This window comes from Syntrophomonas erecta subsp. sporosyntropha (genome assembly GCF_055395365.1).
The window spans coordinates 1,596,962-1,618,518 of sequence record NZ_AP042459.1 but is presented as its reverse complement, the minus strand read 5'-3'; the positions used below and the strand labels follow the sequence as shown (position 1 = coordinate 1,618,518).

Annotated in this window: 26 protein-coding genes; 16 read left to right on the top strand and 10 right to left on the bottom strand. The window is 44.5% G+C overall.

The genetic code is table 11. The features are described from left to right. Positions 1 to 7: 7 nt before the first annotated feature. The 7 genes from ACZ5Q0_RS07985 to ACZ5Q0_RS07955 all read left to right on the top strand — a co-directional run bounded on the left by ACZ5Q0_RS07985 (position 8) and on the right by ACZ5Q0_RS07955 (position 4,150). Positions 8 to 991 (top strand): CoA transferase subunit A, encoded by a 984-nt coding sequence (locus tag ACZ5Q0_RS07985; RefSeq protein WP_447182398.1) that lies wholly within the window; start codon positions 8 to 10, stop codon positions 989 to 991. Between the two features lie 5 nt (positions 992 to 996). After that, complete coding sequence (locus ACZ5Q0_RS07980; protein WP_446818579.1) at positions 997 to 1,791, top strand: CoA-transferase subunit beta; 795 nt, start codon at positions 997 to 999, stop codon at positions 1,789 to 1,791. Between the two features lie 362 nt (positions 1,792 to 2,153). Beyond that, positions 2,154 to 2,462 carry a CoA transferase gene (locus tag ACZ5Q0_RS07975; RefSeq protein WP_464827098.1) on the top strand — a complete coding sequence of 103 codons (309 nt, stop codon included), beginning with the start codon at positions 2,154 to 2,156 and terminating at the stop codon, positions 2,460 to 2,462. A gap of 63 nt (positions 2,463 to 2,525) precedes the next feature. Then, positions 2,526 to 2,969 carry a CoA-transferase gene (locus ACZ5Q0_RS07970; RefSeq protein WP_464827097.1) on the top strand — a complete coding sequence of 148 codons (444 nt, stop codon included), beginning with the start codon at positions 2,526 to 2,528 and terminating at the stop codon, positions 2,967 to 2,969. 2 nt (positions 2,970 to 2,971) lie between these two features. Next, positions 2,972 to 3,700, top strand: coding sequence for a CoA-transferase subunit beta (locus ACZ5Q0_RS07965; RefSeq protein WP_446818580.1), 729 nt, complete (start codon positions 2,972 to 2,974; stop codon positions 3,698 to 3,700). Positions 3,701 to 3,920: 220 nt separating this feature from the next. Next, on the top strand, positions 3,921 to 4,052 hold the full coding sequence (locus tag ACZ5Q0_RS07960) for a rhodanese-like domain-containing protein (RefSeq protein ID WP_446818581.1): 132 nt from the start codon (positions 3,921 to 3,923) through the stop codon (positions 4,050 to 4,052). After that, the gene (locus tag ACZ5Q0_RS07955; protein ID WP_447182880.1) at positions 4,013 to 4,150 is read left to right on the top strand and encodes a rhodanese-like domain-containing protein; all 138 of its coding nucleotides are present in this window, start codon (positions 4,013 to 4,015) and stop codon (positions 4,148 to 4,150) included. Before ACZ5Q0_RS07960 ends, ACZ5Q0_RS07955 begins: the two co-directional genes overlap by 40 nt. A 133-nt stretch (positions 4,151 to 4,283) precedes the next feature. Here the strand turns inward: ACZ5Q0_RS07955 and sleB are convergent, their stop codons facing one another. The 3 genes from sleB to ACZ5Q0_RS07940 all read right to left on the bottom strand — a co-directional run bounded on the left by sleB (position 4,284) and on the right by ACZ5Q0_RS07940 (position 5,959). Further along, entirely contained in the window at positions 4,284 to 5,000 is a 717-nt protein-coding gene (gene sleB, locus ACZ5Q0_RS07950) for a spore cortex-lytic enzyme (protein WP_464827096.1), read from the bottom strand. Between the two features lie 238 nt (positions 5,001 to 5,238). Then, positions 5,239 to 5,409 (bottom strand): small, acid-soluble spore protein, H family, encoded by a 171-nt coding sequence (locus ACZ5Q0_RS07945; protein ID WP_446818583.1) that lies wholly within the window; start codon positions 5,407 to 5,409, stop codon positions 5,239 to 5,241. A 16-nt stretch (positions 5,410 to 5,425) separates the two neighbouring features. Continuing rightward, on the bottom strand, positions 5,426 to 5,959 hold the full coding sequence (locus ACZ5Q0_RS07940; RefSeq protein WP_446818584.1) for a hypothetical protein: 534 nt from the start codon (positions 5,957 to 5,959) through the stop codon (positions 5,426 to 5,428). Positions 5,960 to 6,513: 554 nt separating this feature from the next. Here ACZ5Q0_RS07940 and ACZ5Q0_RS07935 point away from each other — a divergent pair. Together ACZ5Q0_RS07935 and ACZ5Q0_RS07930 are read left to right on the top strand one after the other, a co-directional pair. Continuing rightward, positions 6,514 to 6,927, top strand: coding sequence for a Fur family transcriptional regulator (locus tag ACZ5Q0_RS07935; protein ID WP_446818585.1), 414 nt, complete (start codon positions 6,514 to 6,516; stop codon positions 6,925 to 6,927). A 40-nt stretch (positions 6,928 to 6,967) separates the two neighbouring features. Next, the gene (locus tag ACZ5Q0_RS07930; RefSeq protein ID WP_446818586.1) at positions 6,968 to 7,522 is read left to right on the top strand and encodes an NADH peroxidase; all 555 of its coding nucleotides are present in this window, start codon (positions 6,968 to 6,970) and stop codon (positions 7,520 to 7,522) included. Between the two features lie 151 nt (positions 7,523 to 7,673). Here the strand turns inward: ACZ5Q0_RS07930 and ACZ5Q0_RS07925 are convergent, their stop codons facing one another. From ACZ5Q0_RS07925 to mscL, 6 genes are all read right to left on the bottom strand, one after another. Next, complete coding sequence (locus ACZ5Q0_RS07925; RefSeq protein ID WP_446818587.1) at positions 7,674 to 8,051, bottom strand: Zn-ribbon domain-containing OB-fold protein; 378 nt, start codon at positions 8,049 to 8,051, stop codon at positions 7,674 to 7,676. After that, positions 8,044 to 9,228, bottom strand: a complete 1,185-nt coding sequence (locus ACZ5Q0_RS07920; protein ID WP_446818588.1) for a thiolase family protein — start codon at positions 9,226 to 9,228, stop codon at positions 8,044 to 8,046. Before ACZ5Q0_RS07920 ends, ACZ5Q0_RS07925 begins: the two co-directional genes overlap by 8 nt. Before the next feature lie 186 nt (positions 9,229 to 9,414). Then, positions 9,415 to 9,582 carry a hypothetical protein gene (locus ACZ5Q0_RS07915; RefSeq protein ID WP_446818589.1) on the bottom strand — a complete coding sequence of 56 codons (168 nt, stop codon included), beginning with the start codon at positions 9,580 to 9,582 and terminating at the stop codon, positions 9,415 to 9,417. Between the two features lie 108 nt (positions 9,583 to 9,690). Next, positions 9,691 to 9,861, bottom strand: a complete 171-nt coding sequence (locus ACZ5Q0_RS07910; protein ID WP_464827095.1) for a hypothetical protein — start codon at positions 9,859 to 9,861, stop codon at positions 9,691 to 9,693. 122 nt (positions 9,862 to 9,983) lie between these two features. Next, positions 9,984 to 11,036, bottom strand: a complete 1,053-nt coding sequence (locus ACZ5Q0_RS07905; protein WP_446818590.1) for a class I fructose-bisphosphate aldolase — start codon at positions 11,034 to 11,036, stop codon at positions 9,984 to 9,986. A gap of 323 nt (positions 11,037 to 11,359) precedes the next feature. Next, positions 11,360 to 11,794: a large conductance mechanosensitive channel protein MscL gene (mscL, locus tag ACZ5Q0_RS07900; RefSeq protein WP_446818591.1), complete on the bottom strand. Its 435-nt coding sequence runs from the start codon at positions 11,792 to 11,794 to the stop codon at positions 11,360 to 11,362. Positions 11,795 to 12,128: 334 nt separating this feature from the next. On the opposite strand from mscL, the gene ACZ5Q0_RS07895 reads away from it, so the two are divergent. From ACZ5Q0_RS07895 to ACZ5Q0_RS07865, 7 genes are all read left to right on the top strand, one after another. Beyond that, positions 12,129 to 12,536: a DUF1540 domain-containing protein gene (locus ACZ5Q0_RS07895; protein ID WP_446818592.1), complete on the top strand. Its 408-nt coding sequence runs from the start codon at positions 12,129 to 12,131 to the stop codon at positions 12,534 to 12,536. A 48-nt stretch (positions 12,537 to 12,584) separates the two neighbouring features. Further along, positions 12,585 to 13,994 carry an aminomethyl-transferring glycine dehydrogenase subunit GcvPA gene (gene gcvPA, locus ACZ5Q0_RS07890; RefSeq protein WP_446818594.1) on the top strand — a complete coding sequence of 470 codons (1,410 nt, stop codon included), beginning with the start codon at positions 12,585 to 12,587 and terminating at the stop codon, positions 13,992 to 13,994. Between the two features lie 54 nt (positions 13,995 to 14,048). Continuing rightward, entirely contained in the window at positions 14,049 to 15,614 is a 1,566-nt protein-coding gene (gene gcvPB / locus ACZ5Q0_RS07885; RefSeq protein WP_446818596.1) for an aminomethyl-transferring glycine dehydrogenase subunit GcvPB, read from the top strand. 63 nt (positions 15,615 to 15,677) lie between these two features. Beyond that, positions 15,678 to 16,790, top strand: coding sequence for an ATP-NAD kinase family protein (locus tag ACZ5Q0_RS07880; protein ID WP_446818598.1), 1,113 nt, complete (start codon positions 15,678 to 15,680; stop codon positions 16,788 to 16,790). 18 nt (positions 16,791 to 16,808) lie between these two features. Then, positions 16,809 to 18,401, top strand: a complete 1,593-nt coding sequence (locus ACZ5Q0_RS07875; RefSeq protein WP_446818600.1) for an APC family permease — start codon at positions 16,809 to 16,811, stop codon at positions 18,399 to 18,401. A gap of 23 nt (positions 18,402 to 18,424) precedes the next feature. Continuing rightward, positions 18,425 to 19,360: a metallophosphoesterase family protein gene (locus tag ACZ5Q0_RS07870; RefSeq protein WP_446818602.1), complete on the top strand. Its 936-nt coding sequence runs from the start codon at positions 18,425 to 18,427 to the stop codon at positions 19,358 to 19,360. A 130-nt stretch (positions 19,361 to 19,490) separates the two neighbouring features. After that, positions 19,491 to 20,057, top strand: coding sequence for a TIGR01440 family protein (locus ACZ5Q0_RS07865; protein ID WP_446818604.1), 567 nt, complete (start codon positions 19,491 to 19,493; stop codon positions 20,055 to 20,057). Between the two features lie 78 nt (positions 20,058 to 20,135). On the opposite strand, the gene ACZ5Q0_RS07860 is transcribed toward ACZ5Q0_RS07865, so the two are convergent. After that, positions 20,136 to 21,554 carry an MATE family efflux transporter gene (locus tag ACZ5Q0_RS07860; RefSeq protein ID WP_446818606.1) on the bottom strand — a complete coding sequence of 473 codons (1,419 nt, stop codon included), beginning with the start codon at positions 21,552 to 21,554 and terminating at the stop codon, positions 20,136 to 20,138. Positions 21,555 to 21,557 lie beyond the last annotated feature (3 nt).

The window sequence follows — 21,557 nt, the reverse complement described above, 5'->3', positions numbered from 1 at the left end:
AATCCATTTGCGTAACAAGCTAATATCTATGAAAGAAGCAGTAGAAAAATACACCTGGGACGGTATGGCTTACGCCCACGGAGGAGCTCTTCCAGTTGGTAGTGACTCCATCTCATTTGGACGCGAAATGGTAAGACAGGGTCGGAAAGACATAAACATCATCTCTAACTGTAATACCCAGCAGTCTAACCTGTTGGCAGCGGCGGGATGCTTAAAGAGAATGGAAGTAGGATTCTCCGGTCTTGAAGTATATGGATTTGCCAGTGGTTTGAAAAGAGTTGTTGAACAAGGCCAGATGATTCTGGAAGACTACTCTAATGGTAGTATTCCTATGCGTTTGTTAGCCGGAGCACTGAACTGGCCCTTCGTTCCCGCCACCATTAATGTAGGCTGTGACCAGGAATGGTGCTGTGCAGATAGGCCAGATGAGTATCCTAGTACTACTAAGATTCCTAGAGTTAAGGACCCCTTTACAGGTAAAGAATGCGGCGTATTTACTGCCCTTAAACCTGATGTAGCAACTATCCATGTAACTATGGCTGATATATATGGTAATGCCATAATGCTAGGCACTGAATGGAGCCGGTACGAGCTGTCCAGAGCAGCTGAGAAGGTAGTTCTTCAGGCTGACTATATAGTGGATACTGACTGTATGAGACAATTTCCTAACCTGGTAAGAATCCCTGATGTAGTTGTTGATGCAGTTGTTTACTGGCCTTTCGGTGTCTGGCCCCAGTGCTCGGTAGGTGTTTATGATTCCGATGAGGAAGCCATGTTTGCTATGAACAAAGCACTTAAGACTGAGGAAGGAACTCAGGAATATATTGAAAAATGGGTTAAAGGCTTTAATGATGTTGACGAATGGCTGGCACTATTGGGTAAGGAAAGAATAGAAAAGATTACCGCTACCCCAACAGCATTCTTGATGGATCCATACCGTAAATGGATTAAGTCAGATGCTGATATTAAGGCCCTTATGGAGAGGAGGTAAGATTCATGGATTATACCAGACAAGAAATGATGGCTATTGCCACAGGTAGAGAGTTTTCCGATGGTGAGCTGGCTATATTCGGCGTTGGCTTAAGTATGCTGGCCGGATTCTTTGCTCAGAAGAACCATGCCCCCAATCTAATTGCCTTTACTGAAGGTGGCGTTTTTGGTTCCACTCCTGTAGGTGGACTTCCCTGGGGTATTGAATGTACCCGTATCTCGGCGAATGCCACCAGTTTTACTAATGCTATAGACGCTTTAGGCTGCCTGGTCGCCTCCGGCCGGGTTGACAATGCCGTTATCGGTGCAGCTCAGATTGACAAATTCGGTAATGTTAACACTACCGGTATCTGGGAACCAGGCAATCGGCCCTGGGAGGTAGGTAAATATACCCTGCCCCGGGTACGGCTGAATGGTAGTGGTGGTGCTAACGAAATCGCGGTAGGTGCTAAAAAGTATATCATTATGGCCAACCATCAAAGAAAACGCTTCGTAGAGAAGGTAGACTACATTTCCTCACCCGGATATATCGATGGCGGAAACGCTCGGGAAAAATATGGTTTTGTCGGTGGTGGCCCGTCTGCCATTATTACTACCCTGGGAATTTTACGGCCTGATCCGGTTACCAAGGAATTCTACCTAGACGCCTATTTCCCCTTCGCAACTATAGATGAAATTAAGGAAAACACCGGCTGGGATCTGAAGATTTCCCCTGATGTTAAAGTAGTTCCCGAACCCACTGAACAAGAGCTTAAAAATCTCCGCGAGATTGATGTCACCGGCTCACTGCGTAAAAAATAAACGCTCCTTTTACTTCAGCAGGTTACAACCATTCAGGAATACCTTCAGGAAATTTCCAGAGTAAACCTCGGCTTAGTTTCCGATCAGGGTTCCAGAAATTAGTCTATGGTAGTGGAGGAGCGGCCTCAGGCCGTATCCTCCGGTAACCTGCCTCATATGGCTGGACAAAAAAATAGGAGGGGGACTCAGTCATGTCGAAATCTAATGGTATTGCTAAGCACCATTTCGCCATATTTCATAGTAGCCCTGGCATATTTCTTTGTCCGCATTTACCGTACATTGACTGCGGTAATGACCCCGGAACTGGTTAAAGCAATTAACGTGGACTGCCGTAGTAGAATACAAAAAAGGGAGGATCAAGTATGAAAAACAAAGTCATGTCCATGGCTGACGCAGTTGGTCTTATTGAAGATAATCAACTGTTAGCTCTGGGCGGAAACGCTCTACATCGTACCCCGGCCGCCTTTGCATTTGAGCTGGCTAAAGCTAACCGCAGCGGCCTTAAGGTTTGTGGAGCAGCCCCCGGTCTGGCTAGTGATGTTTTATGTGCAGCCGGGGCTGCTGATACCGCCTATTTTGGATTCTTTGGTTTCGAAAATGAGTATGGATTGGCAGCAGGTATGAGACAGGGCTGCCAGGGTGGTACCATTAAGGCTGTCGAAGGCTCCTGAACTGCCCAGATCGCTGCTCTCCGTGCGGGAGCATACGGTGTACCTTTCTTACCGGTTGGCGGTATGTGGCGGAGTGAACTGCTGGACTTACGTCCCGATTTCTTCCAGGTGATGGAAAGCCCCTTTGACGGCCAAAAAGTAGTAGTATGTAAAGCACTGGTACCTGATTATGCTATTCTTCATGTCCAGGAAGCAGATGAATTTGGTAATGCCCGTATACTTGGATCCGATTTCCAAGATGTATTGCTGAGCCGGGCTGCCAAAAAAACTATTATCACTACGGAAAATATAGTAGATACTGACACTTTCCGTAAACAGCCCAAATTAACCTCCGTTCCCTACTTCCTGGTAGAAGCAGTAGTCCATGTACCCAATGGTGCTAAACCTGGTATCTGCTATCCCTACTACAATAAAGTTGATGATTCGCTTATGAAAGGCTATAGCAAAGCCGTTAAAGCCGGAACCCTCGATGAATATCTGGCTAGTATCACCGAAGGGAGGGCGTAATAATGGAATACGGACATGCAGAAATGATGTGTGTAGCACTGGCTCGTGAAATTAGAGAAGGAGATGTTGTATTCCACGGCCTGGCATCCCCGGTTCCCGTAACCGCCATAAAACTTGCCAAGGCACTAGGTAAAGACTTCACCTATGTGAACATTACCGGTGGAGTAGACCCTGATTGGGAAGAACCTGCCGTGATAGGCTCTACACTTTCTAAAAACCAGTATGAAGGAACCGTAGCTCACTTTGGCCTGGATGAAATTTTCGATCTTGCCTGTAGTGGACGGGTGGATATATCTTTCCTGTCCCTGGTCCAAGTTGATCCTCAGGGCCAGATCAATATGTCCTATGTAGGTGGTACCTATGATAAACCCAAGGTAAGACTCCCCGGCGGAGCCGGAAGTGCCACCCTGACTCCAGTGACTAAACGCACTACTATATGGAAGACGAAACACGATACAAGATCCTTTGTGGAAAAGGTTCAATTTGCTACTACTGCTGCTGACCCAACCAAGGAGTTTACCGTAGTTACTAACCTGTGTATCTTCCGCCTTAAAGATGGTATGCTACAGTTAGATGCTATCTTCCCCTACACCACTTTAGATGAAGTTAAAGCTAACACCGGTTGGAAAATAACTCAAACCGATGTGCCGGTCATTGATCCTCCTACTGCCGAAGAACTGGAGTTACTTGAAAAGGTAGATCCTAATAAGATTCGTATGGTGGAATTCTAGATATAATTTTTAATACTCTTCTGGTGAGTTTAAAGCCTGTATCGATATCTGGCTTAGGTTATGATCATATTTGCCTGTGTTTACTACCAACTATGCCAGTTTAGATACAGGCTTCTTATTTATTCTTACCAGGAATAGGAAAGGCAGGTGTGGAAAGCCCGGTTGGGAGAACTTCCGGACTTGACCCGGCTTATTGCCTCAGGAGCTTTCGGGAGCTTTTTTGATTGATGTTCGTACCCCTAAAGAGGTAACAGCAGGTGTGGTTAAAGGAGCCGTTAATATTCCCGTGGACAGCCTGCGCCAACAGAACATATACCTAAAGACAAAGAAGTTCTGGTTTACTGCCAGATAGGACTGCACAGTTATATAGCTATCCGTATCCTTAAACAATTAGGCTATAATGCCAAAAATATCAGTAGAGGTTATAGCCTCTACCAATATATTAAGTAGTAAAAAGGGTGTAAACGGTTTACACCCTTTTTAGGTCGGCCTTTCGGTTTAATAAAATCTTCAGGTCAACACCAATATTATGTTCATGTTTTAAATATTTAGCTTCATTCCATTTCACTCGGCTTCTGTAAACCTAAATAGCAAAAACATGTTTTCCGATACGGTTAATAATGGTACGGCTCCATACCCATTTACTAGTGGCGGTAACCGGGTTCCAATAGTAGACCGCACCTCCGGTAGGATCCCATCCTCGCAGAGCGGCTTCTACAGCCCGGTAAGCCGAAGAATTAGGTTCCAGGTAGAATTGCCCGTCACTAACTGCGGTAAAAGCTCCACGTGAATATATGACATCTTGTATACTTTTACCAAAATCACCGCAATTTAACCGGTTCAAGACTACGGCCGCCACTGCCACCTGACCAGTAAAAGATTCCCCGCGCGCCTCCCCGTGAACTACCCGGGCCAGATCATATATATCCCGGGGGGAAAAGCGGGAAAAAATTCCCCGGGAAGCTGACGAAGTAGTTGTGGCCCCACTGCTCACCTGACGGATGACCAGGCTGGCAGTAGCCGGACCTACTATTCCATCTACTTTCAACCCATTTTGGGCTTGAAAATTTACCACGGCCCGTTGGGTTTGCCCTCCAAAAATACCATCTATAGCACCTACTGAATATCCCAGATAGCCTAGATCCTTTTGCAACTGCTGCACATCATAACCCTGTGAACCCCGAACCAGGGTGCGATCACCCAGATAATAAGCCATAGCCGTTTGAACTGGTATTAGAAGCATAAATCCTATAAGTACAATAGCTACAATTATTCGTTGGTTTTTACAAATAAATATCACCCCTGTTAAAAAATCCGAAAGCCTGCACTAATTTTAGCCTTATCAGGGACAGGCATGCAAAAGGGATGAGACCGTACCTGTCAGCTCTCCCCCTAATCTCCAGAATAGACCGGAATTCTACCAGACCATCTGGAGATCAGTGAGCATTAACGACATTTGAGAGTATCATACTATTTTCTACCTAGGCATTTTTCGGTATATGAGTATAGCAGTTTCCAAAGCAGGAAAATCTAGCGGCCTAGCATTCTTCCAGTTCAGATAAGGCTACTAATTTCTTTTGCCTTGATTCCAGGTTTAGCACCAGGGCCTCTCCTTTTCTAACCTGTTCGATCCATACAGGTGTTCCCTGATAACGTACTTCGATTACTCCCAAGGATGCCATGATCTGCCGGGCTCTTTGTGATTTCACAATTAATCACCCCACTTCATTGGGAAGCGGTGCTCTCCTCAAGGCTGTGTATTTCTACTTCCTGTGCCCCCCGATTTTTTAGCAGAGAAGATACTTCTTCCAGTTTATCTTCCCCCACCTTGACCACTACCAGAAAATTACCGCTTTCCACTTTTTCAGCAAAATACTGACTACGATCCTCAGGTATACCAAGCCCGCTTAAGGCACCGACAATCCCACCCGTAGCTGCTCCGGCCAGGGACAAGGCAATAGGACCGGCTGCCAGTAATGGTCCTGCACCTGGAACCAGCAAAGCTCCGGCTCCCAGTACAGCACCAGCAACAGCACCTAATCCCGTCCCGACCAGGGTGTCAGTTCCCCCTTCCACAAAATACAGCCCATCCACCTGGTCACCCCAAAGGTTTTCTCCATCGCTAAATCCGGTTTTAGTCTCCCCTCCCGGCCCTACTACCGAAACATCCTCAGTACCAAAACCTAATAAATGCAGCTCTTTTACCATACCTCGTACCGTTTCTTCATCACTAAAATAACCTATTATTTCACTAAACACTTGATAACCCCCTTATTTACTTCTAAACAGTAATATTGCCGGGGGATGGTTAAAATATTTCAATAACTTTAAAAAATTTAAAAAACTACCCTTGATAAACTTTATCATCTCTGCGATAAATGCTTATGGTTATACTTTTTGCCCAGGATTTTTTATTATCCCGTCGAAATCCTGTATAAAGAAATGATGACTTTTAAGCACTGATTTTTACATTAGGAACCTTAGCATATAATTAGTAATAATTAAGGTAATATTATGTGAAACTTGGTTCAATGGAATGGGATTAAAAAATATGAAATATATCAAGAAATAGACATAACCCGATAATAGAATACTTAGCCAGATTGGCTGCTGACACTACAGCCATAACAAGCTATACTATTCCCTGATCCGAGTAAACCGGAATATTCACAACCAACCTGTTAGCCTTTGATATAAGGTTAAAATGACTAGATAACTTTACATTTACCTACTTGACAGGAGGAAACAGTTACATTAACATGTAATTGTAACTGTTACACTTCTGTCATTAATACTTTAAAGGGGCGCGTCCTATGAACACCAGAAAAATTGAGCAGCTTTTGAGAATGAATGGCATCAGGCCTTCTCACCACCGGATGAAAGTTTATGAGTACCTGATTGAAAACCGTAACCATCCGAATGTAGATATGATTTACCGGGAACTGATTAAGGATATCCCTACTTTATCGAAAACTACTTTATACAATACGCTCGACCTTTTTTTGCAAAAAGGAATTGTTCAATTAATTACTATCAATGAAAATGAAATGCGCTATGATGCTGATACTTCCGTCCATGGACATTTTAAATGTAATACCTGTGGGATTATTTACGATATTAGACTACGAGAACCTTTAGCTGATTTTGAAAGCCTGAACAATTTTCAAGTATCGGAAAGCCACCTGTATTTCCGGGGAATCTGTCCAGCATGTCTAGTCAAGGCCTGATTTAAAGAAATGACACTATTAATTGAGGAGGATTTAATTTATGAAAAAGTGGGTTTGCAGCATTTGTGGTTATGTACATGAAGGTAATACACCGCCAGAGAAGTGTCCCCAATGTGGAGCTAGTCAGGATAAATTTAATGAGGCTGTTGAAACCGGCAGCTTAACCTGGGCTGACGAACACCGTATCGGTGTAGCTAAAGATATTGATCCCGAAGTACTAGCTGGACTAAGAGCTAACTTTACCGGCGAATGTACTGAGGTAGGTATGTACCTGGCCATGAGCCGCCAGGCAGATCGGGAAGGCTATCCCGAGATCGCCGAAGCTTATCGCCGGATTGCTTTTGAGGAAGCCGACCATGCGGCTAAATTTGCCGAACTGCTGGGCGAGGTAGTAGTCGCCGATACTAAGACTAATCTTAAAATGAGGGTAGAAGCTGAACATGGTGCCTGCCAGGGTAAGAAAGATCTGGCTACCCGGGCTAAACAGCTTAACTATGATGCTATTCATGATACTGTTCACGAAATGTGCAAAGATGAGGCCCGCCACGGGGGTGCCTTTGCCGGCTTACTGGCCCGTTATTTTCCTGATAAATAATTAGCTTTTTAAAAAGCACCATCCACCTTACCTGGCCAGGATGGTGCTTTTTTTACTTCCTTCCCTAGGTAGACCCACTAAATCTGAGGTTAAAACAGGTATATAAGGACAATGATTAGTTAAAACACTCTTAATTCACAAAAGAGGAACACTATACACCTTTATCTGGTTGGAAAACGGGCACTAGTTCTTCAGTTTCATCCCGCCAGGTTATTTTTACCGGCATACCTATTTTAATTTCGTCAAGCGAGCAGTTAACCAGATTCGATATTAGGCGTACCCCTTCTTCTAACTCGATAATGGCATATACATAAGGAACCTGGTTAACAAATTCCTCCAGGGCACTTTTACGTACTATTGTATAACTGTATACTTTTCCCTTACCACGGCTGGTCACCCACCTGGGCCGGGCTTGCAGGCAATAGGGACAGTATCGGCGGGGAAAAAATATGTAATGACTACAGTCGGGACAATATTGAATTTTAAGCTCTCTTTCCCCATTTTGACTAAGGCCATTAATTTCAACCATTTTTATCCCTCCCCAAAACTAGACTGCTCTGGGTGCTCATAACCCCACCATTGCCGTTTACAAAAGCCAGTTGATTAGAGCTGATTTGCCGTTCTCCGGCTTCTCCCCTGAGCTGGCGCACCGCTTCAATAACATGAGACATGCCACCCGCATAAGAGGGCTGACCACAGGAAAGCTGTCCGCCATGGGTATTAAGAGGCCGGTCTCCCTGCCAGGTAAGATCGTGATTCTCAATAAATAATCCCCCTTCCCCTTTAGCACAGAACCCGGCATCTTCCAGGGTAATAATTACGGTGATGGGATAACAATCATATAAAGAAAGCAGGTCAATATCAGCAGGTTTAACCCCGGCCATAGCCAGTGCCTTTTGTGCCGAAACTTTAATCGGACTGGAGGTTATATTTTTCGCATATACAATAGAATTATGGGTACAGGATTCTCCTATTCCCAGAATGTAGACGGGCTGATGTGGTCTGTCCTTGGCCTCCTGCCCCCGGCTTACCAGCACTGCTGCCGCCCCGCCGCAAGGCCTGACAATCTCCAACCGATGAATCGGATCAACAATAAGTGAGGAGGCCAGTACATCTTCAATAGTGAGAGCCCGGTCATTAAAAAGGGCCCGGGGATTTAAAAGGGCATTCTTCCTTTGATCTACAACAATTTTAGCCATTTGTTCGGGCGTAGTATGGTATTCATACATATGGCGCATGGCTATGAGCGCATAGCCGGAGTTAAATCCCATCGGCCCGTAAGGAAGTTCATAATCAACTTCCGCTCGGGACATAACTGCCATTTTCCCAGATCGGCGGTTAAAAACCTGGCTGTCCCAGATACCCCCGCTTAAACAAAGACAATGTTTACACACCCCGGTAGCTACGGCCATAGCAGCCCGGGCTACTGCCCCACAGGCACTAGCTCCCCCCAATTCAACCATGTTTAAATAGGACGGAGTTAAACCTAGGTACTCCGCCACCTGGGCCGGCCACATAAAAGCACTATCTTCAGAAGGCGGCGTAACTAATAAGCCGTCAATATCAGCCTGGTTTATGCCCGCATCATCCAGCACCTCCACCGCAGCCTGGGCCAGGAGTTCAAGGGTACCTTTATCGCTACGATCAGTAAAGGGTTTAAGTTCGCTGATTCCGCTAATAACTGCCTGTCCGCATAACTCCATCATACTCCCCTCTTTTCCACCATAATCCTGTCGGCTATTAATAATATTTTACCCTGCCCTATTGGTAAAGTCATCCAATTACCGTCTCCGCAATGTCTTTTTCAGTACCCCGCAACCCTACCGGCAAAATCGAAAAACCTAAACTGCGGGAACAATACTGCAGCGGAGCTATTGCCCAGGTGGTCTAATTTAATCAATGGGCACATCAAGATGGTAACAGTCTAGAAGGATAGCGGCTAAAGTAATGACTGATACCATAAACCATAATATTACTGCATTTAGCAGTGGACCAGTTCCGATTTTTTTCGGGTCTCCTCTAGTTATTCCGGTTCCCACTAAAAACAGAGTTATTACCATAATTTGTTTGCCACCAGCTGCCAGGCTATTCCAAAATGTGTCCCCGCCAGGAAATAAAAAACGTAGCAAAGCAGCGAAAAGAAACCCCAATATAGAAACCAGGGAAACTTAAGCCCTACTTTCCGTTCTGTTAAACCGGGCCGCTAAAAATGATAGGGACATAATCCATAAAGCACGAGTTAACTTAATGGTTGTCCCAACTGCTAGTGCCCGGGTACCATATATAGCAGTTGCCCCCACCACGCTGCTGGTATCGTGAATAGCTAGCGCACTCCACATACCAAAATCGGTCTGATTTAATCCTATGATTTAGTTAAAAAGCCCGCACCCATGAAAAGTCATGGGTCCGGGCTTTTTGGTGCCAGAAATTTATCCAGACAGGGTTAAGGTTTTCCCATCTCTTAAGCTATAGTAATATCTTTGCTGAGGTATACGTCTTGAATGGCGTGCAGCAGTTCAACACCTTCTTGCATGGATTTCTGGAAGGCTTTACGTCCGGAGATAAGTCCCATACCCCCGGCCCGTTTGTTGATTACGGCAGTACGCACTGCCTGGGCCAGGTCGTTTTCCCCGGAGGCTCCACCTGAGTTAATTAAGCCAGCCCTGCCCATGAAGCAATTCACCACCTGGTAACGGGTTAGATCAATGGGATGGTCAGTAGCCAGATCACTATACATTTTCTTGTTAGTCCTACCAAACTGTAAAGCTTCAAAACCACCATTATTCTCCGCCTGTTTTTGCTTTATTATGTCAGCTTCAATGGTGGCGGCCAGATAGTTGGCCTGACCGGTTAGATCAGCAGCAACGTGGTAATCCTTGCCATTTACCTTAAAGTCAGAGTTGCGCAGGTAAGCCCACAATACCGTAACCATACCTAGGCTATGAGCATAATGGAAGGCTTCGGATATTTCCTGAATTTGGCGACGACATTCATCAGAACCATAGTATATGGTAGCCCCTACCGCCAGAGCCCCCATTTCAAAAGCCTGATCTACGCTCGCAAATATAGTTTGGTCATGCTTGGTTGGGTAAGTCAGCAGCTCATTATGATTTAGCTTGCAGATGAAGGGAATTTTATGAGCATATTTACGGGAAACGGCCCCTAGTACCCCCAGGGTAGATGCTACAGCATTACAGCCACCCTCTATAGCAAGTTTAACAATGTTCTCCGGGTCAAAGTAGAGAGGGTTGGGGGCGAAAGAAGCTCCTGCAGTATGTTCAACTCCCTGATCTACCGGCAAGACCGACAAATAACCACTACCAGCCAGCCTACCAGTATTAAAAAGGGTATCCATATTACGTAATACTCTGGTGGGTCGGTCAGAAATGGCCATTACCCGGTCTACGAAGTCTGGGCCAGGTACATGAAGATTCTCCCGAGGGACAGTTTTACATACGTGTCCCAATAAATCCCCAGCTTCGTCACCCAATAGGTCGATAATTTTACTTTCCATAACTGTAACCTCCTTACTCCTGTATCACACCAAGTAGCATATTAGGTGCGCAGAGGCACCTATTAACCTTATAATAAACCTCTTTTCCTCCTAATAGAATATGCTTATTCTTATATTAGCAGAACACATCTTAACATGTAATGCTGAAATTTGATACATATTTGTTGTGGAAGAAAAGAAGTAAACGTGATACCCAATTTTATACTAAAGATAACCACCTACTTACTATTGTAAACCTTATTACCAATAAAAGGGCCTTTTCTGCAAAAGTAATCATTCCGGCTCATAAATTGTCGTAACAATATTGGCTGTTCTAAGATACCTTATAGCTCCGAGGTACAGTGGGAACAACGTGTAGCTTCTAAAGCGATCTCTGATAAACAATAGGGACATTTTTTAGTGGTAGGTTCAATGGCTGCCGTTTCCTCCTTACGTTTAAAACGATTTACCTGCCGCACTACCAGAAAGATCGCAAAAGCGATAATTAAAAAGTCGATTAATGTAGTTAGAAATAGTCCGTAATTTATGGTAACGGCTCCAGCCTCCTGGGCAGCAGCTAGGGTTTGGTATTCGCCTGCCGACAGATTGATAAAAAGATTGGAAAAATCGACTTTTCCTAGTAATAGACCAATGGGGGGCATCAAGATATCATTTACAAAAGAAGTTACGATTTTCCCAAAAGCAGCCCCAATCACTATACCTATCGCCAGGTCCAATACATTGCCTCGAGCAATAAATTCCCTAAATTCTTTAATCATATGGTTGCTCCTTTCTATTTATGTTTTTATATACCTTTTCTATTAATAGCACCTATATTTCTTACCCTGCTAATCTTGCCATCACTATATCCGTTTGTCCACAGAAATATTACGCTCGCGAACTCGAAAAAACCATTTCCCTGGCTTTTCCATTATATGCTTTTAGGATTATACCGATCTTGGGTAAAGATTCTCCTGGTAAATACTGTATTTGGCAAATTTATGGATTAATTAATTAACCTAGGATAAAAATAGTTAAAACACAATAGAAGGTGATGGATTTAAGCATTCTTCTAACAGGACACCTATTAACTAAATTAAGGAGGAACGTGATGTGGCAACAACTGATACCACCTGTAAAGTAACCACCTGTTCATTTCATCATCCCCAAGACAAATGTGCCGCCGGGGAGATCTTGGTAATTCATGGAGGAAATAAGGCTATCTGTCAAACATTTGTAGCCAGGGATTCAGATACTAAACCGGTAGGAAAGGTAACTCAAACTACCCCTATCGAGGTACGTATCGGAATAAACGCCGACGATGCCCGGGCGGTTAATTTAGGCAATGTTGGGCATCTTTATGAAGGAGATGCCATTGATCTTCAGCCACTGGTAAGTTGTGATGTGCAAAACTGTAAATATAATCGCCACAAAGTGTGCTTTGCCGACAGCATGGTTATTAATGGCCTAGAGTCTTTTACATCAGGTGATACCAACTGCGATATGTACAATCCTTCCTGATAAAACAAGATCACCGATTTACAACAAGTGCTATATGGAGGAATGAAAATGCATAATAAGGAGCAAATTGTCTACCCGTATATTCCTAACTCGGTTCCGGAGACTAAGCAGGCCATGATGAAGGAAATAGGCATTTCTGACATCATGGAACTATATGAAAGGGAAATTCCTGATGAACTCAGGTTTAAAGGTGAAATGCAGCTACCTGAGCCCCTCTATGATGAGTATTCCATAAGAAGACATACTGAAGAGATACTGGCCAAAAATAAAAATTGTAAAGAGAATACCTGCTTCCTGGGAGCCGGCTGTGCCCCCCATTTTGTTCCGGCGGTCTGTGATGAAATTAATGGACGGGGGGAATTTTTAACTGCCTATGTAGGTGAATCAATTGCCGACCATGGTAAATGGCAGGCTTTGTGGGAATATTGCAGCTTAATGGCAGAGTTATGCGATTTAGATGTATTAAGTATTCCTATGTATGATGGGGCCCAGGCTGCTTCCAGTTCTATAAGAATGGCTAACCGCATTAATGGCCGGGGCAAAGTGTTGTTGCCTGAAAAAATGAACCCCGAGGTATTAATGGTAATCCGCAATTACCTGAATAGTATGCCCCAGACCGATATTCAAATCGTTACTGTAAAGTGCGATTCTACCGGCTGCCTGGATGTTGATGATCTGAAAAACAAATGTGGTAATGATGTTTGTGCGGTATACATCGAAAATCCAACTTATCTGGGTGCAGTGGAAATGCAGTGTGAAGAAATCGGTAAAGTGGCCATCGGAGCTGGGGCTGAATATATCGTTTATGTTGATCCCATCTCACTAGGAGTAATCGAGGCACCTCCCCATTATGGAGCTACCATTGTCTGTGGAGATTTCCATACTCTCGGGGTACACATGCAGGCTGGTGGAGGTCAGGGCGGTTTTATCGCTACCCCGGATGATATTAAATATATAGCCGAATTTAAAGACTTGATGTTTGGAATCACTGATACCGTCGTGGAAGGCGAATATGGATTTGGTGAAGTTTTGTATGATAGGACTTCTTATGGTTCCCGTGATAAAGCCAACGAATTTACCGGAACTAGTACTGGTCTGTGGGCTATTACTGCCGGTGTTTACCTGGCTTTGATGGGACCTAAAGGCATGGAAGAAGTAGGTACCACTATTATGCAAAGATCCCAGTATGCGGCCAAGAAAATAGCGGCTATCCCTGGAGTTGAAGTCCTGCCCACCCAGGCGTTTTTCAAAGAGTTTGTAGTCAAGTTTGATAAAACCGGAAAGACGGTAGCCGATATTAATAAAGCTCTGCTGGGATACAAAGTATTTGGTGGTAAAGACCTTTCGCGGGAATTTCCTGACCTGGGGCAAGCAGCACTTTACTGCGTAACCGAAGTCCATACCAAAGGAGACATCGATAAATTATGTTATGCACTGCAGGGCGTGGTGAGTTGCTAACTTCAACAGTCCGGTAGTTTAGCGTAATTTAACTTAGAAAGGAATGACACAGGAATGGGAAGAGATAGATATTCGAGATTCAGAAAGTTCCACCAGGCAAAGTGGGATGAAGAAATAATATTTGAGCTGAGCGTACCTGGAGAAAGGGGAGTCTTAGTCCCCCGGGCCGAACCGGAGATTGAAAATGAGGTAGGAGACGGGATTTCAGTTCTGGGTAATTTGAAAAGGAAGGCTGCACCTGCTCTTCCGGAAGTTAATCAGATGAGGGTCAACCGTCACTACCTGCGCTTATCCCAGGAAACACTAGGTACTGATGTAACTATAGATATTTCCCAGGGTACCTGTACCATGAAATACAGTCCCAAAGTTCAAGAGCATCTGGTAGCCCGTGATCCTAATCTGACTTATGTTCACCCCCTGCAGGACCCGGATACTATGCAGGGCTTACTCTATATTTATTACAAAGTCGAGGAGTTTTTAAAGGAAATATCCGGTCTGGATTACTTTTCATTACAACCAGGTGGCGGGGCTCACGGTGTTTATACCAATGCCTCTATTATCCGTGCTTATCACCAGGCCCGGGGTGATCTAAAACGGGACGAGATGATTACCACCATGTTTTCTCACCCCTGTGATGCTGCTACCCCTAATACTGCCGGTTTTAAAGTAATTACTTTAATGCCTGATGAAAACGGATTCCCCCCTATTGAATCATTTAAAGCAGCCCTTTCTGACCGCACCGCCGGGATTATGATCACTAATCCTGAAGATACGGGAATATATAATCCCCGCATAAGGGAATATGTTGATGCCGCCCATGCTGCCGGAGCACTATGCTCTTATGACCAGGCTAACGCCAATGCCTTCCTGGGTATTGCCCGGGCTAAAGAAGCCGGTTTTGATATGTGCCACTTTAACCTGCATAAAACCTTTTCCGCTCCTCACGGTTGTATGGGACCGGCTCTGGGAGCCATTGGGATTAAAAAAGAGTTAAAACAATTTCTGCCCATACCCCGGGTGGAGTTTGATGGAAGTCGTTATTATCTGGACTATAACTGCCCGGAAAGTATCGGCAGAGTGAAACAGTTTTTCGGTAATGCCCCGGTGGTAATTAGAACCTATATGTGGATTATGCAGCATGGTCCCGAAGGTTTGAAGGAAGCTGCCAAGATTTCTGTTCTTAATAATAATTACATGATGAAAAAAATGAAAGAGATTCCCGGAGTTGTTATGTATTACGACTTTGGGGTGGGGAAAAACCGGCTAGAGCAGGTGCGCTGGAGCTGGGAAAAACTTAAGGAAGATACCGGTTTTGGCACTGATGATGTTAACCAGAGGTTATCCGACTTTGGCATACAACATTACTGGACTTCCCATCATCCCTGGATTGTTCCCGAACCATTTACACCGGAACCATGCGAATCCTACAACAAAGACGATATCGATGAATGGGTAGGGGCTCTTAAAGAGATTTCCCGGGAATGTTATCAAGATCCAGAAACTATTAAAACTGCCCCCCACAATGGACCTGTCCATAGAGTTAAACACCCGGCCATTAACGAAGAACAGCTTATAGCCGTTACCTGGAAGCAGTATAAAAAAAGAAAGGGTATTCAGTAGAGTATAAATAGTTTTCCGCCCTTAACCGGGCGGAAAACTAAATTTTAATAAACGGTGAATAGCATGAAAAAACTTGGTTTAATTATTAACCCCATTGCCGGCATGGGCGGAAAAGTCGGTTTAAAGGGTAGCGATGGCATCGAAATTTTGAAAAAGGCCCGGGAATTAGGGGCTACACCTGAAGCACCCCGGCGCTCTATCGAAGCTTTAAAAATTCTAGGCGAAATAAAGGAAAATATTCAAATCATCACCTACCCTCGGGAAATGGGGGAAGATGAAGCCCGGGAAGCAGGCTTTGACCCAGTGGTAACAGGCTCGATTCATAGTGGAGAAACTAGCGCCAATGACACCATACAGGCAGCCCAGGCCATGCAAGAGCAAAATGTGGACTTGCTGCTTTTTGCCGGTGGTGATGGAACCGCCCGCAATATTTATAACGCTATTGGCAGTAGCATTCCGGTTTTAGGAATTCCGGCCGGGGTAAAAATACACTCAGCCGTTTATGCCGTAAATCCTAAAAGTGCCGGTGAAGCAGCTAAACTTTATTTACAAGATAAGGTAGTAAATATCCGCGAAGCTGAGGTTATGGATATTGATGAAGAAGCCTTCCGGGAAGGCAGAGTTAGTGCGACCCTTTATGGGTATTTAAAGGTTCCTGAATTAAAAAAGTTTGTGCAGAGTGTTAAATCCGGCACCCGGTCAGAAAAAGCAGAAGTTTTGGGTATGGCTGCTCAAATTGTTGCTGATATGGAAGATGATGTTTTTTATGTAATCGGGCCGGGCACCACCACCAGAAGCATTATGGAACAATTAGTTTTGCCTAATACCCTCTTGGGAGTGGACATTGTTCGGAATAAGCAATTAGTAGCTAATGATGTGACCGAAGAAATTCTCTATAAAACGATTAAAAACCACAAAGCCAAAATTGTGGTCACAGTCATTGGAGGTCAGGGCCATATTTTTGGCCGGGGTAACCAGCAAATAAGCCCCCGAGTTATTAGAGAAGTAGGCAAACAGAATATAATCATGGTCGCGAGTAAGGATAAACTGGTTTCCATACAGCCCATGCCATTATTGGTAGACACTGGGGATCCTGAGCTGGACCAGGAACTGAGCGGCTATATTCGCGTTGTAACCGGGTGGCAGGATAGTGTGATCTACAAGGTTAGCACATAAACTAAAGGAGGAGCGTCCATGGCTAAGGGATTAGAACTATTCCAACAGCAAGCTATCGGCTTTACCCGACAAATCAGCCCTTACGATACACTGGTCTATTCAACCGTTAACCCGGGCCTAATGTATGCCCTGGTTTATTTGATGTGGGCACCATTCCTTTATCCAGGAGCACATATGGGATGGGCAATTTTAACGGTAACGCAAATGTTTATTATCGCCGGTCTTTACTGGTTATTATCGGTCGCCATGCCCCGTCAGGGTGGAGAGTATATTTATATCAGCCGAATATTACACCCAGCCCTGGGGTTAATGTCCAGTTTTATGATTTCTTTTACCGCCATATCTTGGACAGGGGTATGTACTGACTGGGCTTTAAAGTATGCCCTGGTGGAGTTCTTTGTTTCCCTGCGCTGGGCTACTGGAAATATGGCCTGGATGGCTTATGCCGAGGCCTTAAACAGCCTGCATATCCGGGCATTAATTGGCACAGCCCTGATTTTCTTTATCTGGATAGTGTTTTATAAAGGCAGCCGGGCTATGATGAAGATGTCCTGGATGGCCCTAATCGGTACTATTATAGGGGCTCTTACCTATATATCAGCTAATATTATTACCAAACCGGGTACTTTTGCTGCTAATTTTACTTCTTTGACCGGGTTAAATTATCATGACGTAATTCCCCTGGCTGTTCAGGCCGGTCACCCGCCTACCTTTTTATTGGGGGCTACCATTATGGCTGGTTCAACCTATATTATTCTAAATACACTGGGGGCCACTTTTTCCGCCAACCTGGCCGGTGAGGTCCGTAATGTACAAAAATCACAGCTGATTGCCATGTTTGGGTCACTAGCCATACTTATGTCAGCCTGGGCAATCTTTTATGGATTTAGTTACAAGAGTTTCGGAGCTTTATGGACCAATGCCCTGATGTACCTGGGGGGTACCGGGAACCCGGCTTACCCATTCGGTGGCTATGAGCCTTTTGCCACCATTCTGATCGGCATACTGACCAAAAACCCCCTGTTTATCTTCCTGATTGCGCTGGCTTTTTTTATGGCGACTTATGGATCGGCAGCCGGCATGAGTTTTGGGCCCAGCCGTAATATATATGCCTGGGGGTTTGACCGCCTATTCCCGGCCAAAACAGCTGAAATTGATCCTAAATCAGGCTCTCCTTTGACAGCCAATACTATTGCACTAGTTGTAGCCTGGCTTTTCCTCCTGATGGATATTTACCTGCCCCAATGGACCGCCTACATCGGGTATACAATTTTCACCTGGTTTTTAGCCTGGATATTCTTAGGCATCTCCGGTATCGTTTTTCCCTGGAGAAGAAGCCTTTTATTCCAGGCAGCACCGCCCGTGGTACGAAGTAGGTTCCTGGGCTTACCGACTATTACCTGGCTGGGGATATTCACTACTATTATCAGCGTGTCCATCCTGATATATCTAATCATACCTTTCTTTGCCGGTGATATGCCCTACACCATGATCGTGATGTCGATTGTTCTGCTGGTGATACCATTGGTAGTGTACTATCTTTCCAAATCTGCTTCCGCCCGCCAGGGTATCGATATCAATATTCAATTCCAGGAAATCCCGGCTGATTAAAAATAAACAAAGGGGTGATACTTGTGAAGATTTTTTATGCAACTGATATCCACGCAGCGGAGAGCACTTTCCGTAAATTCACCAACGCAGGACCATTTTACAATGCTGACATGGTTATTTATGGCGGGGATTTCGTAGGTAAAGCCGTGGTCCCTATCATTCATAAAAAAAGCCAATGGGAAGCCACTTATTACGGTTCAACCGTAGTACTCAAAGATGAGCGGGATCTGCCGGATTTGCAAAAAACACTCCATGATGCCGGTTTTTACTGGATTATCATGAGTGAAGAAGAAATAGAAAAGATTAATAAGGAAGATGTAGAACGTATTACCCGGGAGCTGCAGGTAAAACAGCTGCAAAATTGGGTAGAACTAATGGATGAAAGGTTTAGTAAGAATAAACTCCCCTGTGTAATAATTCCGGGTAATGATGATCCCCCCTATATCGACGAATTGTTAGGCAAATTAAAGTTTGTCAAAAATGGTGATAACCAGGTCATAGCTATGAACGGTTTTGAAGTTTTGTCTTTAAGCTGTGGACATCCGACTATTTTTAAATATCCCCGTGATATCAGTGAAGAGGAATTGGGACAAAAAATTGATAAACTGGCAGCTCAGGTTAAAAACATGCAAAAATGCATATTCAACCTCCATGTTCCTCCTTATGATACGGATTTAGACCAGGATACTCTATATGATGAAGATTTGAATCCGGTTCTGGATGGGGATTCACTGGCTACTGGTCCAGTTGGAAGTAAAGCGGTGCGGGAGGCTATTGAAAAATATCAACCTCTCTTAAGCCTGCATGGACATGTGCATTCCAGTCGCGGTACCAGTGTAATCGGAAGGACGCTGTGTATTAATCCCGGCAGCAATTACGATGAAATACAGTTAAGAGGTGTCCTGCTGGATATTGATAAAAATGGTGAGATTAACAACTACACGTTAACCTCCGGTTAAGTTGCTTTACCGAGTATCATCCCGAAATCACGCTCGAAGAGAACCATCTTTTAGTTTATATCTGTTATACCCTAGGGTGATGTTATATTAACCGGGTCTAAATAACCCCCCTCGAAGGAGGCCAATAATTTTGGAACTAAACCTGGAGCACATTAAGGAAGATGTACAAAACGCTATAAAAGAACTCCTGGAAGCGGCTGCTTTAAAAAAAGGTAGATTAGTTGTAGTAGGCTGTAGTAGTAGCGAAATTAGCGGGAAAAAAATTGGTTCTGCTTCCAGCATTGAAATCGCTGAAGCAGTTCTGGCCGGCTTACTCCCCGCTTTGCAGGAACACAACCTGTTTTTAGCTGCTCAATGCTGTGAACACCTAAACCGTGCCTTGGTAGTAGAAGCAGAATGTGCCGAAAAGTACGGCCTGGAAGAAGTTACGGTCGTCCCCCACTTAAAAGCTGGTGGGGGTTTTGCCACTACCTTTTATCACCAATGTTCCCATCCGGTGGTAGTGGAACGAATTATGGCCCATGCCGGTATGGATATTGGCGATACCTTTATTGGCATGCACCTTAGAAGGGTAGTTGTACCAGTACGAGGCTCAATAAAAAGTATCGGCCAGGCTCACCTTACGATGGCCCGAACCCGTCAGCCTCTCATAGGCGGAGCACGTGCCCAATACGAATTTGGTATACTATGTGATTAAAAATAGGGGGTCAGGCTGCGAAGTCTAAAAGCCTGACCCCCGTCTTTAAATTTATTAACCAAAAGTTGGCTCATTTTCTTACTTACACTCTGCGCTACAAAGATCCCGGGAAAAATCCGCTAAATTTACTTCCTCATCTACTGCCGCACACACTGTTTCCCGGCGGCCCAGATGCTTCATCTCATAATAAATAAAGCCTGCTGTTAAGAAAAGAGATAAGATGTCGGCAATGGGAGCAGTTCTCCAGACCCCTTCTATACCCCAAAAGCGCGGTAAAATAAGCAATAAAGGTATAAACAGCAAAAACTGCCGGGACAAGCTTAGTATAGCCGATTTTAAGGCTTTGCCTACCGCCTGAAAATAAGTAGAACATATAATTTGGAAACCTGCCACCGGAATCACAGCAAAAAAGGTTAACATAGCGTGAGAAGCCATAGTAGTCAGCTCTGTTTCTCCATTGCTAAATAAGCCAATCAACTGGGTGGGCCAGGTGTTAATAACCAGGTACCCTGCCAGGGCAATGCCCGTGCCTACAATCACCGCTATTTTCAAGGTTTTCTTTACCCGCTCATATTGCCGGGCGCCATAATTAAAGCCGATAATCGGCTGGGCACCCTGGCTTAATCCAAATAAAGGCATAAAGAGCAAGGTGGCTATGCTCATGATAATGCCTACAGCAGATAAAGCCATATCCCCTCCATAGAACATAAGTGTTTTATTTAAGATAAGCTGCTGTATACTGGAGGCAATCTGGATAGCAAAAGGTGCAAAACCAATGGCAGTAATACTTGCTAAAATAGGCATCTGCGGTTTTAGATTCCTCACCCGTATCTTCACCAGACTCCTACCGGTAAAGAAATAACTTAATACCCATATAGCCGAAATCAACTGGGCGGTAATCGTGGCCAGAGCCGATCCCTTGATGCCCCAGTGGAATATAAATATGAAAGTATAGTTTAAAACCACGTTAACTACTGCACCTAGTATCTGGGTATACATAGCCATTTTAGGGTTACCTTCGGCCCGGATAAAGTTATTCATTCCCATGCTGATAGATCCAAAAACTGAACCCAGCATGATAATTTGCACAAAATCCCGGGCATAAGGCAGTACTTCTCTACTAGCTCCAAAAGCGCTTAAAATTGGTTCAGTAAAAAGCAGAAATATAACCGTAAAGAAAGCCGGCAATAAAATTAACATAGTCATGGCATTACCAGCCACCTTTTCCGCTTCTTCCGGCCGCTGCTCTCCCAAGCGAATAGATATTAAAGCAGTAGCCCCAACACCTATCAGGATGGAAACCGCCATAAGCACAATCATAATAGGAAAGGCCACTGTAGTAGCGGCAATGGCTATCGATCCGATTCCCCGGCCTACAAAGATCCTATCTATAACATTATAAAGGGAGTTTACCAGCATTCCCACAATCGCCGGTAAGGAAAAACTCCACAGCAGCCTGCCTATACTTTTATTACGTAGTTCTTCTGATCGATCCACAAT